Raw genomic sequence first — 14290 nt, 5'->3', positions numbered from 1 at the left:
GGATGATTTGCACAGCCGTACAAATGCTAGCTTTGCGCCAGCATCCTTCCTGCCACCACGCAATCAACCGTAGGAGCTGCCGCAGGCTGCTCCTACGAGCGATTCCCGATCAATGCATCTCGGTAAACGCCAGCTTCACGCCGATCGCAATCAGCACCACGCCCATCGTGCGATCGAACCAATGCCCCATGCGGGCAAAACCGGCCCGTACGCGCTGTTGGCTGAACAGCATTGCCACCAGGCAGAACCAGGTCGCGGTGGCCGCAGCCAGGTAAACGCCGTAACCGGCCTGAATCGCCAGCGGTGTATGCGGGTTGATCACCACGGTGAACAGCGACAGGAAGAACAGCGTGGCTTTGGGGTTCAGGCCGTTGGTCACGAACCCTGCGGTGAACGCGCCGCGGGCGGTGCGCTCGCCGGCTTCCTTGTGCAGGTTTTCGGTGGCAGGCTTCGCCGGTTGCGCGCGCAGGGCCTTGAAACCGATGTACAGCAGGTAGGCGGCCGCCAGCCATTTCAGCGCGTTGAACAGCATGATCGACTGCGACACGATCAGGCCGATACCGAGCAACGAGTAGCCCACGTGCAGGAAGATCGCCGAGCCGACGCCCAGCGCCGTCCACGTCCCGGCGCGACGACCGTGGGTCACGGCCTCACGCACCACTACGGCAAAGTCCGGGCCTGGGCTTGCCACGGCAAGCAGGTGAATCAGGGCGACGGTCAAAAACTCTGTCCAGTACATGGGGGGGGGCTCCTTTAGGCCAAGCGTAACGACTTGTTTCATCTGGTAGGCTCGGCAGATTACGCCTTCAGACTCACGCGCAAAAGGTACAGTTAATGACGAACAATCGCCGCGCCGTATTCCTCGACCACAGTTCCCTGGACCTCGGCGACCTTGACCTCAGTGGATTGCAGCAATGCTTCGATGACTTGCAGCTGCGCTCACTGACCACGCCTGAAAACATTGTCGAACGGCTGCAAGGCGCCAGCGTAGCGATCAGCAACAAAGTCCTGCTGAATGCCGAAACGCTCAAAGCCTGCCCCGAGCTGAAGCTGATCCTGATCGCCGCCACCGGCACCAACAACGTCGACCTGGCCGCCGCCCGCGCCCAAGGGATTACCGTGAGCAACTGCCAGGGTTACGGCACGCCTTCGGTGGCGCAACACACGATCATGTTGCTGCTCAACCTCGCCACCCGCCTGAGCGACTACCAGAAAGCCGTCGGTGAAGGTCGCTGGCAGCAGGCCAAACAGTTCTGCCTGCTGGATTTCCCGATCGTCGAACTCGAAGGCAAAACCCTTGGCCTGCTCGGCCATGGTGAGTTGGGGGGCGCCGTAGCGCGGCTGGCCGAAGCCTTTGGCATGCGCGTGTTGCTCGGCCAACTGCCTGGGCGCCCGGCCCGCGCCGACCGCTTGCCGCTGGATGAACTGCTGCCGCAAATCGACGCGCTGACCCTGCACTGCCCGCTCAACGAACATACCCGCCATTTCATCGGCGCCCGCGAACTGGCGCTGCTCAAACCCGGTGCATTTGTAGTCAACACCGCTCGCGGTGGCCTGATCGATGAACAAGCCTTGGCCGATGCCTTGCGCAGTGGTCATCTGGGCGGTGCGGCGACCGACGTCCTGAGCGTCGAGCCACCCACCGCCGGCAATCCACTGTTGGCCGGCGACATTCCACGCTTGATCGTCACCCCGCACAACGCCTGGGGCAGCCGCGAGGCGCGGCAACGAATCGTCGGTCAACTGACCGAAAATGCCCAAGGCTTCTTCAGCGGTACAGCGCTGCGGGTCGTCAGTTGATAAACTGCCGCACTTTTTTTCAAGGAGCAGAGTATGGATCCGCGCAGTGAAGTACTGCTTCGTCAGGCCGAGTTGTTTCAAGGCGAGTTGCTGCTGGCCGGCTTGCCCGCCGATGACTTGCTGGGCAAATTGCCCAACGCTCACGGCTGGTGCTGGCATGCAGGCGACCAAGCGGCGCTGGACGCACGCTTTGCCGAGCGCAGCCACTTTGGCGTGAATGCTCCGAGCCGTGAATTTGAAACAGCCGTGGTGTTCCTGCCCAAATCCAAGGATTTGACCGACTACATCCTCAACGCCCTCGCCTCGCGCCTGGCCGGTCGTGAGCTGTACCTTGTGGGTGAAAAACGCAGCGGCGTCGAAGGCGCGGCCAAACAGCTGAACCCCTTTGGCAAACCGCGCAAGCTCGACAGCGCACGCCACTGCCAGCTCTGGCAGGTGACCGTGGCCAACGCACCCGAGGCCAAATCACTGGAAAGCCTGGCGCAGGAATACGAGCTGCCGTTGGCCGAAGGCCCGCTGAAAGTCATCAGCTTGCCGGGCGTATTCAGTCACGGTCGACTGGATCGCGGCAGTGCCCTGCTGCTCGAACACCTGGACAAACTGCCGAGCGGTCACTTGCTGGACTTCGGTTGTGGTGCAGGCGTTTTGGGCGCGGCGGTGAAACGGCGTTATCCACACAACACCGTCACCCTGCTCGACGTTGATGCGTTCGCCGCGGCCAGCAGTCGCCTGACATTGGCCGCCAATGGCCTGGAAGCCGAGGTACTGACGGGTGATGGTATCGACGCTGCGCCGATGGGGTTGAGCGCGATTCTGAGCAACCCGCCGTTCCATGTCGGGGTCCATACGGACTATCACGCCACGGAGAATTTGCTGCGAAAAGCAGCCAAACATCTGAAAAACGGTGGCGAGCTTCGGCTGGTGGCCAACAGTTTCCTGAAATATCAGCCGCTGATCGAGGAGCATCTCGGTGTGTGTGCGATCAAGGCCGAAGGTCAGGGTTTTCGAATCTACCGGGCCAAACGCGGCTAGAAATTAGCGCTTGCCGAATGGATTTTGCCTAGGCAGAATCCGCTCCGTCCTAGGGGAGTAGTCTCCCACGAGCGCCATGCTCGTCCGGCATACGTCAACATACTTGGTCCTCAGACCATGGCGTATGCGACCCAAGCGACCGCACAGACGGATCGCAGGGTTTGACAAGACCTATGACACGCACACCTTACCCGGGGCGGGGAGGCTGTACGTGTCATAGCCGTGTCGACCCGCCCCTTAGGAAAACCCTGATGCTGGATTCTCTGCTCGTCCCTACTGCAGTCGTTGCCTTGGCCGAAATCGGCGACAAGACGCAATTGCTCGCGCTCATTCTCGCCGCACGCTTTCGCAAACCCTGGCCGATCATCGCCGGTATCGTCGCCGCAACCCTGGCCAACCACGCCGCTGCGGGCGCTGTCGGTGCCTGGTTCGGGAGTTTCTTCTCGGATGCGACACTGCACTGGATCCTCGCCGCGAGCTTTACCGCGACGGCGCTGTGGACCCTGGTGCCGGACAAGATGGATGACGACGAAGCCAGCACCGCACGCAAATTCGGGCCGTTCCTGACCACGCTGATTGCGTTCTTCCTCGCCGAAATCGGTGACAAGACCCAGATCGCCACTGTGATGCTCGCCGCTCAGTACCCGGAACTGTGGCTGGTGATCATCGGCACCACGCTCGGCATGCTGATCGCCAACGTGCCGGTGGTGCTGGCCGGTAATTTTGCCGCGGACAAACTGCCCCTGACCCTGATCCGTCGCCTGGCAGCGTCGGCGTTCTTCATCCTGGCCATCGTTGCGGTGTACAAGGCAATGCAGAGCAGCGGGTGGGTTTGAGGTGGTAGGTCGGTAGACCGCGTTATCGTTCATCGCGAGCAAGCTCGCTCCCACAGTTGATCTTTGGTGTACACGGGACCAGTGTGGGAGCGAGCTTGCTCGCGATGAGGCCATTACTAACGATATAAAACCATCAGGACTTTTTGGCCTGCAGGTAAAGCGGCATGACTTTCGGAATCGCTGCCTTTAGCGACGCAACCCGGCTGCTGGAGGCCGGGTGAGTGCTCATGAACTCGGGTGGCGAACCTTCGGAAGCCTTGCTCATTTTGTCCCACAGGGTGATTGCCGCGTTCGGGTCGTAACCGGCGCGGGCGGCCAGTTCCAGGCCGATCAGGTCGGCTTCGTTTTCATTGGCGCGGCTGTTGGGCAAGGTCATGCCGTAGTTGGCCACCGTATCGGCCAGTGCCAGGGTGTCCTGTCCCAACCCAAGCAAGGCGCCCGCGCCCTGCTTGGCCATTTCGATGCCATAGGCCTTGGACATCGCTTCACGACCATGTTCGCGCAAGGCGTGGGCGATTTCATGGCCCATGACCGCAGCGATTTCATCGTCGGTGAGCTTCAGGCTGTCGATCAGCCCGGTGTAGAAAATGATCTTGCCGCCAGGACCACAGTTGGCGTTGAGCTCGTCACTCTTGATCAAGTTGACTTCCCACTGCCACTGCGCCGAATCCGGCCGGAAGACCGGGGCCTGGGCGATCAGCCGATTGGCAATCGCCTGAACCCGTTTGGCCTCGTTACTGTTCTTGTCCAGCACACCCTTGTTGCTCGCCTCACCCACGGTCTTTTGGTAAGACTGGGCATACATCTGGTTGACCTCATCGCTCGACAGCATGCTGAACATGTACTGTTTGCGTTCCACGCCCACCGCGCCGCCGTTGGTGGTGTTGACCGACTGGCAACCACTGAGCAGCAGACTTGCGCCCAGCGCACACAAAACCAATGTTTTATTCATCAAAAAGCTCCCTGAAAACATGCCGCGTATCCTAGGCGGTGCAATGTATCGGCGCCAGATACAACAGACGTGTAGCACGTCATTTCCAGATACATACCACCTCACTGTCGCAATAAATTCATAAAACAGCGCAAGCCCTAATTCCCGAAGGCCCGATACCTGTCTCTGTGCGACATGCACAGATCAAAAACAGTCATGTGCAAAAAATCCACTCATGGACCGCCACACGTGCGCCGATACAACCCGGCAGACGTCATTCCCGCGTCCGGAGCCTTTATGAAATTCAAGTCGATCCAGTTTTCCGTCGCCGCGCTCGCCGGCGCCATCGTGCTCAGTGTGGTGGCTGCGCTGGTGCTGTATGCGCTGTTTTCCGGCGCGCGCACCCAGGAAATGGTCCAGGAGCGGACCCAGGCGCAATTTGAGCAAGTCATCGAGCAACGCCTGCGTGGACTGGCGCAAACCCAGGTCAGCCAGATCCAGCGCGAACTCGAAGCGCCCCTGCTGATCGCCGGCGGACTGGTTCGGGTCAACGCCTTGATCGGCTCCCAGGATGCCGACGGCAAACCCTCGCTTGCCCTCAGCCGTGAGCAGTTGATCAGCCTGATCAAGGAAAACGTCGCGAAGAATCCGAAAATTCTCGGCACCTACATCGGCTGGGAACCGAACGCGCTGGATCACAACGACGCGGCCTACATCGGCAGTAAAACCGTCGGTATCGATGCCACCACAGGGCGCTTTCTGCCGTGGTGGTTCCGCAACGACGACGGCAGCCTTGGCGTCGACAAGCTGGCAGACGTCAACGACCGCACCGTGCTCTCTACCGGCGTGCGCGCCAGTGAGTACTACCTGTGCTCCCAGGAAAGCAAAAAATCCTGCGTGATCGACCCGGCGCCTTACAAGGTCGGCGACAAGATCGTCATGCTCGCCTCCTTTATTGAACCGATCATGCTCAACGGCACCTTTCAGGGCATCGTCGGCGCCGACTTGTCGGTGAACTTCATTCAGGAAATGCTCCTGGCCGCGAACCAGAAGCTCTATAACGGTGCCGGTGAAATGGCGCTGATTGGCGGCAACCAGCGTCTGGTGGCCTATACCAAGGATCCGAGCAAGTTCGGTGAAAAAGTCAGCGACATCCTTGATGCCAATCAGGTCGCCAACCTGGGCAAACTCAATCGCGGCGAAGTGACCTATAACGTCGACAAGGCCAACGGCAGGATCGAGCTGTACTTGCCGTTCGGCATCGGCCAGACCGATGCGCGCTGGACCCTGCTGCTGCAATTGCCGCTGAACGCGGTCATGGCTGACTTGCAACAACTGCAGGGCGACCTCAACACCCAACGCAAGGCAGACACCTTCGGCATGGCGATGGTCGGCCTGGTGATTGCCGGTCTGGGCTTGCTGGTGATCTGGCTGGTCGGTCACGGTATCGCCCGGCCACTGAAGCAGATGGTCGCGATGCTCGATGACATCGCCCAGGGCGAAGGTGACCTGACGCGCCGCCTGACCAGCGACCGTGCCGACGAACTCGGCTCGATCGCCAAGGGCTTCAATACCTTCCTCGCCAAGTTGCAGGCAATGATCACCCAGGTGGTGACCTCGGTGCAGAGCGTCAGCGATTCGTCCGAACATACCGCCGACATCGCCATTCGCACCAACCTCGGCGTACACAAGCAAATGGCCGAGATCGATCAGGTGGCCACCGCGGTGCAGGAAATGACCGCCACCGCCCAGGACGTAGCGCGCAACGCGACCCAGGCTGCACAAGCCGCCAGCCATGCCGATCAGGCCGCAGCCCAGGGCATGCAAATCGTGCGCGACACCTCGACCTCGATTGGCGTCCTCGCGGTGGAAATCGGCAAAGCGGTCGGCGTGGTGCAAACCCTGGCCAAGGACAGCGAGAACATCAACGCGATCCTGATCGCCATTCGCGGGATTGCCGAGCAGACCAACCTGCTGGCGTTGAACGCCGCCATCGAGGCCGCACGGGCCGGTGAACAAGGTCGTGGGTTTGCGGTGGTGGCCGATGAAGTGCGCAACCTCGCGCAGAAAACCCAGCAGGCAACTGAAGAAATCCAGACGATGATTCAGCAGTTGCAGCAAGGCACGCGCGACGTGGTGCGGGTGATGGAAGACAGTCAGAACAAGACCGACGAAAGCGTGCAGCACGCGGCCAAGGCGGCGCAGGCGCTGGAGACCATCACTCAGGCGGTTTCGGTGATCAACGATATGAACACCCAGATTGCCAGCGCCGCCGAAGAGCAAAGCGCGGTGGCCGATGACATCAACCGCAACGTGATCAACATCGGTCAGGTGGCCAATGAAGTCGCGGGCGGCGCGGATGAGTCGAGCGCGGCCAGTGCGGATCTGACCAAACTGGCCGAGCAACAGCGGCGGTTGATCAATCAGTTCAAGGTCTGATCCCAAGGCCCCATCGCGAGCAAGCTCGCTCCCACATTTGATCTCCAGTGGATACAAAATCCGCGAACAATGGAGATCCAGTGTGGGAGCGAGCTTGCTCGCGATGGCGTCAGCACAGACAACTCATCAACCCGGCGTCAGGCATTCCGGCGCATTGAGTTTCGGATCATTCACCAGATTCGCCAGCACCCGCTCGCGCAATACAGCGGGTTCGCTGGCGAGCAGCGCCTGCAAGGTGTGCAGCGGGGTTTCGGGGTTGAGCCAGGCTTCCTGACCAGCAGCATCGAGAATCAACGGACGACGCTGATTCGACGCCGCCTGAGTCACCACCGCCGTACTGAGCCACACCTGTTCCTGCACCGGATACGCTTCCCAGATCGCCGCAAAAAACAGCGCCGAACCTTCGCCTGGCGTCAACCAGTACGGGCGCTTGCGGGTGGTGCCGCGCCATTCGTAGAAACCGTTGGCCGGCAGCAGGCAACGGCGCTGGCGGAAAGCTTCGCGAAACATCGGCTGCTCGGCGACGGTCTCTGCCCGGGCATGGGCCGGGGTCTTCGACAAATCGGTCAGCCACGGCGGCGTCAGCCCCCAACGTGCGCGGGCAAGCGTGCGCTGACCGGCCTCGGCGCGCAGGATCAGCACCGAATCGTTGGGCGAAATATTCCACTGCGCCTGCTGATCGGCCGGGAAGCCGGGCAAGGCCGCGAACGCGGGGTTCCAACGAAACAGGGCAAAACGTCCACACATGGGGCAACACGACTCTGAACGAAAACGGAGGCCAGCCTAACAGACCAGGACGTCGGGAAAGCTATCCGGTTCGTCGCCGGGCATCGGCAGCGCGGCATTGTACGCGGTGATCAACTCGCGCGCGTATTGCGCCTGATCGTTATCCACCGCCAACCCCAGCAGCCCGAACACCGGCAATTCACCCGCGCCACCCAGCAGATCACGCCCCACCAGATGAGCCTCTACGCCTTCGCTGGCCAGCATGCCTTGTAACAACTCGCCTTCCATCAGGTTTTCCGGTTCGTAGATGCGCTGCATAGACGCCACCCTTCACTCGTTTTCGCTGTGAACTTCGAGCATCCATTCATGACCGTCGGTCTGCAGAGTAAATTTGATCGGCCGACAACACACGGGGCAATCCTCAATATACGTCTGATCCCCTCCCGACAAATCCAGAACGGCCTCTGACTCTTCACCACAATAAGGACATTCGTAACGCTCGGTTTCCAGCATCGCGGTCTCCCAAGTGACTTGTGCGTATAATCGCCGGTCTATTTGCAGGGCTATTTTTGTTTGAGCTGACTTTTCAGACCGCGCCCTGTGTGTAATCGATCTAATCCATTACTTACCCTAGCCGTTTCTAACAAGAGAGCATGATGGGCGAATTCGATGCCATCCGACCTTACGACGACAGCGAAGTCCCAGCAGTGCTGGCACGGTTGCTGGGCGACAAGGCGTTTCTAGATATCCTCACCCACTTCCGCTTCCCGCGTTTTGCCGGTGCATTCGGCTGGATGCTCAAACCACTTATAGCTTATCGGCTGCGCCGTGAGTTTGCCGGCATCAGTTCGGTGGCGACCCTGCAGGACAAGGTCGAGTTTTATGTCGATCACACCATCGAGCGGGCCACCGACGGCGTGACCTATACCGGCGTCGAACAATTCAAGTCCGGCAGCGCTTATCTGTTTCTGGCCAACCACCGCGACATCGTGATGGACCCGGCCTTCGTCAACTACGCGATCTACCACGCCGGCCTGCCGACGCCACGCATCGCGATTGGTGACAACCTGCTGCAAAAGCCCTTCGTCAGCGATCTGATGCGCCTGAACAAGAGCTTTATCGTGCACCGCTCCATCAGCGGCCGTCGCGAGAAGATGGCGGCGTATCAGTTGCTGTCGGGCTACATCAATCACTCGATCCTCAACGATTGCCAGTCGATCTGGATCGCCCAGGCCGAAGGCCGCGCCAAGGACGGTGACGACCGTACCGAGTCGGCGATCCTCAAGATGTTCCACATGAGCCGCAAGGACGAGCCGTTTGGCGAGGTCATCAAGTCGCTGAACCTGACGCCGGTGTCGATCAGTTACGAGTACGACCCGTGCGATCAGGCCAAGGCCCGCGAGCTGTACATCCGCGCCACCACCGGCAGCTACACCAAGGTGCCCGGCGAGGATGACGTGAGTATCGCCAAAGGTATCACCGGCTACAAAGGCCGGGTCCACGTGAACTTCGCCGCACCGATCAGCGAGCAGTTCGAAGACACCAAGCAATTGGCAATCGAGATGGACCGGCAGATCCTCGGTGGCTACCGGTTGTTCCCGGTGCACTACCTGGCGTACGCCCAATGGAGCAACGCCGACCCGCAACTGCAAGTGCCGAGCGCTACCCAGTTGTTCCCGGCCGAGGAACTGGCCAAGGCCCAGCAAGAGTGGCAAAGCCGCCTCGATGCCTGCCCCGAGGAACATCGGCCGTTCCTGGTGCTGCAATACGCAACACCGGTGCGCAATCAGTACCGGGTCAAAGCGGGTTTACCGCTGTAAGGCTTTGGCTGAATACAACAACGGCGTCTCGGGGCGCCGTTTTCATGGGTGATGCAAACCTCAAAAATGCCTGCTGATCCACGACAGCAGTAGCGCCAAGGCCAGGCAGACAAAGCCGAAACGGTAGAAAAACCGGTTCATCCGTAGCGTCGCGATGTCCAGAAACAGCATCGGCTCATCGATCGCCCGTACCGCGCTTTGTGCCGCCAGCTTCTTCAGCGCCAGCTGTTCACGGCGACGGGTCACGTGCAATAGCCAGGCACCGGGCAAGGCGATCAACAACGCGAAAAAATTCATCAGGCTCCCGGGATGGGCACTGACAGCAGACCAGCTCATGTGCAGCGACATCATGACCCTCACGTAAAAAAAGCGCCTGTGGCCTGAAAACAGCTGCAAGTAGCCAAACGTTTTTTACGCCCTGCGCTTTGCACTCCAGAGACCGGCAATTTACTGATTAATCTGCGCTGTCACCTGAACGTCACCTTAACAAGCCAGTCTGTCGCCCCTCGAATCCGACACGGAGCCTGTCATGCTGCACGCAGAAAACCAGGATCGCCTCTACCTGATCACCCCCAGCGACGAACAACAAAACCTTGTCGGCAGCCTCGCCTTCAACGTCCAGGACCGCCACTGGCTCGTCTACTGCGCCCTGGGCGGCCACCAACACGCCGACCTGCCGGAAACTGACCTGTTGACCGGCGTGAGCATGCTGGATTTTTATGTAGAAGCCGCCTAGAAGCCGCGGTACCCCGTCAAAAAGCCAAGATCAAAAGATCGCAGCCTGCGGCAGCTCCTACGAAGATCATCACCAGTGGCGCGCCTTTACCACTCAGGCCGGCTGTCAGGCCGCCGTGCTTTGCTTTTGATCTACCCGCCCCATCGGGAGGCCGAGTGGAGGTGTTCAGCAGGGGGTTGGCGCGCAGCGCCGTACGGCGAAGCCGGACACATCGAGAGGAGGTCGTCGCGAAGCAGACCGTAGGCGATGCCCCCTGATGGACGCCGGAGAGAGGGAACGCCGAGCCTAGGCGAGGTGCCGGACGCTTGGGGCGAAGCGTTTTGGTTACTTTTGGGCGTCTGCAAAAGTGACACGCCGTAAGGGCGGAACCCTAAGTGGCCGTTACCGCAGCAACGGATATGTACACCTGCAAGAGATTAGTCGGCTGTCAGGCCGCTATCGCGAGCAAGCTCGCTCCCACAGTTTTGATTGGTGTACGTCTGCGGGAGATGGGCCGGCTGTCAGGCCGCCTTCGCGAGCAAGCCCGCTCCCACAGAAAGCCCACACAAAAGTCCGACAGACACAAAAAAACCCGGTGCCATCACTGACACCGGGCTTCTTGAATACCGCGAACCGTTATTCGCCGAGCACCTGACCCACCGTCGGATCCTTGAACAACCGGGTCAACGCATCGCTCAACACATCGCTCACCAGCTTGGTGTTGGTTTCCTGATTCGGCGCCATCCCGAAACGCTGATTCAGCGACGCCGCATAACGGCCACTGTAACGACGGTTGGCATTCTGCACATCAGAGCGGAAAGCCGCGCCAATAGTCGCTTCAGTCACATACATGCCTTCTTTAGGCGACTGATACGTCAATTCCGCCAGCGTCACCGTCAACTGCGGCGCGTTGTAAGCATTAGGCGTTGGAGTGAAACCCAACAAACGCACAGCCGCTTCGGCCTGAGCCTGCAACTTCGGCAAAATTTGCGCACCTTGCACCGTGATTGCGCTGGTTTCAGGGTACAGGCCACCACGGGTGCCCAAGGTTGGCGACGGTCGGCCATCGACCACCCTCACCACCACCGGCTGACCATGCCCGACCGGCGCCAGCTGAGTCGTGAGCTTAGGCTCCGGGGCTAGTTGTTGCGGGCTGTTGGCGCAGCCAACCAGGGTCAAACTGGTCACAGTGATCAAACCGAACAACAGGCGTTGCAACATGCGCTACTCTCCAGATACAAATACAATCAGACCCGCAGTATAGCGGTGGGTATCCTCTTCAAACCAGCAACCCTGAACACTTGCTGAAGAGATGCGCAATGTCACTTGGCTCGGGTGCTCCGTAACGCCAGTGTCATGCCACACTGCTAACTTCAAGGCCGTCTCACTTCGAGAGCATTGCCATGCAATTTCTTTGGTCGCTATTCGCTCCACGCCGCAAATATCGCTACTTCGCCCAGCTCGACAGCAATCAATGCTGCCTGGCGTTCAAGCACTGTCGCGTGCCGCCAACGGGCGATGGTTGGGTCGAAATCCGGGAGATTCGTCTCAACTGGTTGCACCAGCCGCTGCCTGCCAGTGCCCGCCTGAGCCCGCGCAATCCTCATGCACGGTTGCAGACGGTGTAGTCCATCTGACCGAATGGCTAATAAAAGTCATTAAACACGACCATTTCCCTGCGTTTCTTCGCTACAATCTCCCCCCGATTATAAGGACGTCTCCTGATCGGGCCTCGCAGCATCGTCAATGCGCTTGTATTGACACCCCGCACCGCCCACAGAGAGCCGCCCACACAGATCGAGTGAAGCTGGCGAGCTTGCTGTTTATCCTGCAAACCACCACTTTTCGCGAATCTGCCAGAGCTGTCGTTACGCTCGGTCACTGAGCTGTTTGCCCGTTTTGCCTGCCCTGTATCCCATGGCGGCAATCCATCCGGGCACAGTGCCAGGCTGGGACAGCCCTTTTTTGAGGTTCACGTCTTCAAAAGAGCGTGAAAAAAACGGGTTTTCACAACTTCACAAGAGTGTGGCGAGCAAATGAATAGTTTTGCGTCTGAACATGCACCATTAGCGTCTACAACAGCCCAACGACACAGGACTGAGTACTCCTCAAGAACTGGAGCCTGAAGCCTGTCCACTACGGATTTGGTTGCACAAACGGACGTATCGACCATAAGTCGAATTGCCTCCCGCGCGCTGAAGTGAGTTCATAGGAACCCTGAGCCCGGTAGGTAGCGTCTGTCGAAGTTGCAAAAAATTGCGAAGATTCGGACATGGCGATCCTGGCCATGGGTGACCCGGGGCTCTACAGAGCATGCCCCGTAACTCCTGGCAGCTATGCCGACAATTTGGTGCTGCAGATTTTGGAGACGCGTTAAATGGCGCATAACGAAGCAGTCGACGTAGTACTGGTTGGGGCCGGCATCATGAGTGCCACCCTGGCTGTATTGCTCAAAGAGCTCGACCCCGCGATCAAGCTGGAAGTCGTCGAGCTGATGGATTCCGGTGCCGCGGAGAGTTCCAACCCGTGGAACAACGCCGGTACCGGTCACGCCGGGCTGTGTGAGCTGAACTACACGCCACAGGCCGCTGACGGCAGCGTCGACATCAAGAAAGCCGTGCACATCAACACCCAGTTCGAGGTGTCGAAGCAGTTCTGGTCCTATCTGACCCGAAAAGGCACCTTCGGCTCGTCGAAATCCTTCATCAGCCCGGTTCCGCACCTGAGCTTCGTGCAAGGTGACGCTGGCGTTTCGTTCCTCAAGGAACGTTTCAAGGTACTGAGCAAGCACCACGCCTTCGCCGACATGGAATACACCGAAGACAAGGCAAAAATGGCCGACTGGATGCCATTGATGATGCCTGGTCGTCCAGCCGACGAAGTCATCGCCGCGACCCGCGTGATGAACGGCACCGACGTCAACTTCGGCGCCCTGACCAATCAACTGCTCAAGCACCTGACCAGCGCACCCGATGCCCAGGTCAAGTACTGCAAGCGCGTGACCGGTCTCAAGCGTAACGGCAACGGCTGGACCGTCAGCATCAAGGACGTTAACAGCGGCAACAGCCGTGACGTCGACGCCAAATTCGTCTTCCTCGGCGCTGGCGGCGCGGCATTGCCGTTGTTGCAGGCTTCGGGCATCGAAGAAAGCAAAGGTTTTGGCGGCTTCCCGATCAGCGGCCAATGGCTGCGTTGCGACAACCCGGAAGTGGTCAAACACCATCAGGCCAAGGTCTACAGCCAGGCAGCGGTGGGTTCGCCACCGATGTCGGTGCCGCACCTGGACACCCGTGTCGTCGATGGCCAGAAGTCCCTGCTGTTCGGACCTTACGCCGGCTTCACCACCAAGTTCCTGAAACACGGCTCGTTCATGGACCTGCCGATGTCGGTTCGCGCCGGCAACATCGGCCCGATGCTGGCCGTGGCCAAAAACAACATGGACCTGACCAAGTACCTGGTCAGTGAAGTGATGCAGTCGATGGAACAACGCCTGGAGTCGCTGCGCCGCTTCTACCCTGAAGCCAAGGCCGAAGACTGGCGTCTGGAAGTCGCTGGCCAGCGCGTGCAGATCATCAAGAAAGACCCGAAAAAAGGCGGTATCCTGCAGTTCGGTACCGAACTGGTTGCTGCCAAGGACGGATCCCTTGCGGCACTGCTCGGCGCATCGCCTGGGGCTTCGGTCACCGTGTCGATCATGCTTGAGCTGATCGAGAAATGCTTCCCGAACAAAGCCAAGGGTGAATGGGCAGCCAAGCTGGCGGAAATCTTCCCGGCTCGGGAAAAGGTCCTGGAAACCGACGCTGCGCTGTATCGCAAGATCAACGCGCAGAACAACGTCGCACTGGAACTGGTTGAAGAAAGCAGCGAGACCCCAAGCTTCGCTTGATTGTCGCGCATAAAAAAACGCCCCGTTCTCGTTGAGAGCGGGGCGTTTTTTATACCTTTTAAAAGATCGCAGCCTGCGGCAGCTCCTACGGGTGTTCACATTCCC

15 protein-coding genes and 1 riboswitch are annotated in these 14290 nt (G+C 59.5%); of the genes, 8 read left to right on the top strand and 7 right to left on the bottom strand.

The window, feature by feature from the left end; translation table 11 throughout:
• Positions 1 to 109 precede the first annotated feature (109 nt).
• On the bottom strand, positions 110 to 739 hold the full coding sequence (locus BK659_RS10370; protein WP_123424988.1) for a LysE family translocator: 630 nt from the start codon (positions 737 to 739) through the stop codon (positions 110 to 112).
• Between the two features lie 95 nt (positions 740 to 834).
• Between BK659_RS10370 and BK659_RS10365 the strand changes: the two genes are divergently transcribed.
• From BK659_RS10365 to BK659_RS10355, 3 genes are all read left to right on the top strand, one after another.
• On the top strand, positions 835 to 1800 hold the full coding sequence (locus BK659_RS10365) for a 2-hydroxyacid dehydrogenase (protein WP_123424987.1): 966 nt from the start codon (positions 835 to 837) through the stop codon (positions 1798 to 1800).
• Positions 1801 to 1833: 33 nt separating this feature from the next.
• Entirely contained in the window at positions 1834 to 2832 is a 999-nt protein-coding gene (locus BK659_RS10360; protein WP_123424986.1) for a class I SAM-dependent methyltransferase, read from the top strand.
• 39 nt (positions 2833 to 2871) lie between these two features.
• A riboswitch (yybP-ykoY riboswitch) is annotated at positions 2872 to 2995 on the top strand.
• An 88-nt stretch (positions 2996 to 3083) separates the two neighbouring features.
• Complete coding sequence (locus BK659_RS10355) at positions 3084 to 3668, top strand: TMEM165/GDT1 family protein (RefSeq protein WP_123424985.1); 585 nt, start codon at positions 3084 to 3086, stop codon at positions 3666 to 3668.
• Between the two features lie 133 nt (positions 3669 to 3801).
• Here the strand turns inward: BK659_RS10355 and BK659_RS10350 are convergent, their stop codons facing one another.
• Positions 3802 to 4620 carry a M48 family metallopeptidase gene (locus BK659_RS10350; RefSeq protein ID WP_123424984.1) on the bottom strand — a complete coding sequence of 273 codons (819 nt, stop codon included), beginning with the start codon at positions 4618 to 4620 and terminating at the stop codon, positions 3802 to 3804.
• 276 nt (positions 4621 to 4896) lie between these two features.
• On the opposite strand from BK659_RS10350, the gene BK659_RS28445 reads away from it, so the two are divergent.
• Complete coding sequence (locus tag BK659_RS28445; protein WP_123424983.1) at positions 4897 to 7038, top strand: methyl-accepting chemotaxis protein; 2142 nt, start codon at positions 4897 to 4899, stop codon at positions 7036 to 7038.
• Between the two features lie 126 nt (positions 7039 to 7164).
• Here BK659_RS28445 and BK659_RS10340 read toward each other — a convergent pair whose 3' ends face one another.
• The 3 genes from BK659_RS10340 to BK659_RS10330 are packed head-to-tail and all read right to left on the bottom strand — an operon-like array spanning position 7165 to position 8277.
• On the bottom strand, positions 7165 to 7785 hold the full coding sequence (locus tag BK659_RS10340) for an SOS response-associated peptidase (protein ID WP_123424982.1): 621 nt from the start codon (positions 7783 to 7785) through the stop codon (positions 7165 to 7167).
• Positions 7786 to 7821: 36 nt separating this feature from the next.
• Positions 7822 to 8082, bottom strand: a complete 261-nt coding sequence (locus tag BK659_RS10335; RefSeq protein WP_123424981.1) for a putative signal transducing protein — start codon at positions 8080 to 8082, stop codon at positions 7822 to 7824.
• A gap of 12 nt (positions 8083 to 8094) precedes the next feature.
• Positions 8095 to 8277 carry a CPXCG motif-containing cysteine-rich protein gene (locus tag BK659_RS10330; RefSeq protein WP_123424980.1) on the bottom strand — a complete coding sequence of 61 codons (183 nt, stop codon included), beginning with the start codon at positions 8275 to 8277 and terminating at the stop codon, positions 8095 to 8097.
• 143 nt (positions 8278 to 8420) lie between these two features.
• Here BK659_RS10330 and BK659_RS10325 point away from each other — a divergent pair, with 143 nt between their 5' ends.
• On the top strand, positions 8421 to 9584 hold the full coding sequence (locus BK659_RS10325) for a 1-acyl-sn-glycerol-3-phosphate acyltransferase (protein WP_185015323.1): 1164 nt from the start codon (positions 8421 to 8423) through the stop codon (positions 9582 to 9584).
• Between the two features lie 60 nt (positions 9585 to 9644).
• Here BK659_RS10325 and BK659_RS10320 read toward each other — a convergent pair whose 3' ends face one another.
• A complete protein-coding gene (locus BK659_RS10320; RefSeq protein ID WP_123424978.1) occupies positions 9645 to 9932 on the bottom strand; it encodes a hypothetical protein in 288 nt (95 codons plus the stop codon).
• Between the two features lie 181 nt (positions 9933 to 10113).
• Between BK659_RS10320 and BK659_RS10315 the strand changes: the two genes are divergently transcribed.
• A complete protein-coding gene (locus BK659_RS10315) occupies positions 10114 to 10320 on the top strand; it encodes a hypothetical protein (protein ID WP_071553371.1) in 207 nt (68 codons plus the stop codon).
• 615 nt (positions 10321 to 10935) lie between these two features.
• Here BK659_RS10315 and BK659_RS10310 read toward each other — a convergent pair.
• Positions 10936 to 11520: a YajG family lipoprotein gene (locus tag BK659_RS10310; protein ID WP_123424977.1), complete on the bottom strand. Its 585-nt coding sequence runs from the start codon at positions 11518 to 11520 to the stop codon at positions 10936 to 10938.
• 182 nt (positions 11521 to 11702) lie between these two features.
• Between BK659_RS10310 and BK659_RS10305 the strand changes: the two genes are divergently transcribed.
• Positions 11703 to 11927, top strand: a complete 225-nt coding sequence (locus tag BK659_RS10305) for a hypothetical protein (RefSeq protein ID WP_123424976.1) — start codon at positions 11703 to 11705, stop codon at positions 11925 to 11927.
• 749 nt (positions 11928 to 12676) lie between these two features.
• Positions 12677 to 14185, top strand: coding sequence for a malate dehydrogenase (quinone) (mqo, locus tag BK659_RS10300; protein WP_123424975.1), 1509 nt, complete (start codon positions 12677 to 12679; stop codon positions 14183 to 14185).
• Positions 14186 to 14290: the final 105 nt, after the last annotated feature.

This window comes from Pseudomonas brassicacearum (assembly GCF_003732225.1).
Classification (GTDB): Bacteria; Pseudomonadota; Gammaproteobacteria; order Pseudomonadales; family Pseudomonadaceae; genus Aquipseudomonas; species Aquipseudomonas brassicacearum_E.
The sequence above is the reverse complement of the archived record's forward strand: the minus strand, read 5'-3'. Positions and strand labels throughout refer to the sequence as shown.

Bases quoted from the DNA above. Each gene is read 5' to 3' on its own strand.
- BK659_RS10370 (WP_123424988.1), bottom strand. From the start codon at position 739: ATGTACTGGACAGAGTTTTTGACCGTCGCCCTGATTCACCTGCTTGCC.
- BK659_RS10365 (WP_123424987.1), top strand. From the start codon at position 835: ATGACGAACAATCGCCGCGCCGTATTCCTCGACCACAGTTCCCTGGAC.
- BK659_RS10360 (WP_123424986.1), top strand. From the start codon at position 1,834: ATGGATCCGCGCAGTGAAGTACTGCTTCGTCAGGCCGAGTTGTTTCAA.
- BK659_RS10355 (WP_123424985.1), top strand. From the start codon at position 3,084: ATGCTGGATTCTCTGCTCGTCCCTACTGCAGTCGTTGCCTTGGCCGAA.
- BK659_RS10350 (WP_123424984.1), bottom strand. From the start codon at position 4,620: ATGAATAAAACATTGGTTTTGTGTGCGCTGGGCGCAAGTCTGCTGCTC.
- BK659_RS28445 (WP_123424983.1), top strand. From the start codon at position 4,897: ATGAAATTCAAGTCGATCCAGTTTTCCGTCGCCGCGCTCGCCGGCGCC.
- BK659_RS10340 (WP_123424982.1), bottom strand. From the start codon at position 7,785: ATGTGTGGACGTTTTGCCCTGTTTCGTTGGAACCCCGCGTTCGCGGCC.
- BK659_RS10335 (WP_123424981.1), bottom strand. From the start codon at position 8,082: ATGCAGCGCATCTACGAACCGGAAAACCTGATGGAAGGCGAGTTGTTA.
- BK659_RS10330 (WP_123424980.1), bottom strand. From the start codon at position 8,277: ATGCTGGAAACCGAGCGTTACGAATGTCCTTATTGTGGTGAAGAGTCA.
- BK659_RS10325 (WP_185015323.1), top strand. From the start codon at position 8,421: ATGGGCGAATTCGATGCCATCCGACCTTACGACGACAGCGAAGTCCCA.
- BK659_RS10320 (WP_123424978.1), bottom strand. From the start codon at position 9,932: ATGTCGCTGCACATGAGCTGGTCTGCTGTCAGTGCCCATCCCGGGAGC.
- BK659_RS10315 (WP_071553371.1), top strand. From the start codon at position 10,114: ATGCTGCACGCAGAAAACCAGGATCGCCTCTACCTGATCACCCCCAGC.
- BK659_RS10310 (WP_123424977.1), bottom strand. From the start codon at position 11,520: ATGTTGCAACGCCTGTTGTTCGGTTTGATCACTGTGACCAGTTTGACC.
- BK659_RS10305 (WP_123424976.1), top strand. From the start codon at position 11,703: ATGCAATTTCTTTGGTCGCTATTCGCTCCACGCCGCAAATATCGCTAC.
- mqo (WP_123424975.1), top strand. From the start codon at position 12,677: ATGGCGCATAACGAAGCAGTCGACGTAGTACTGGTTGGGGCCGGCATC.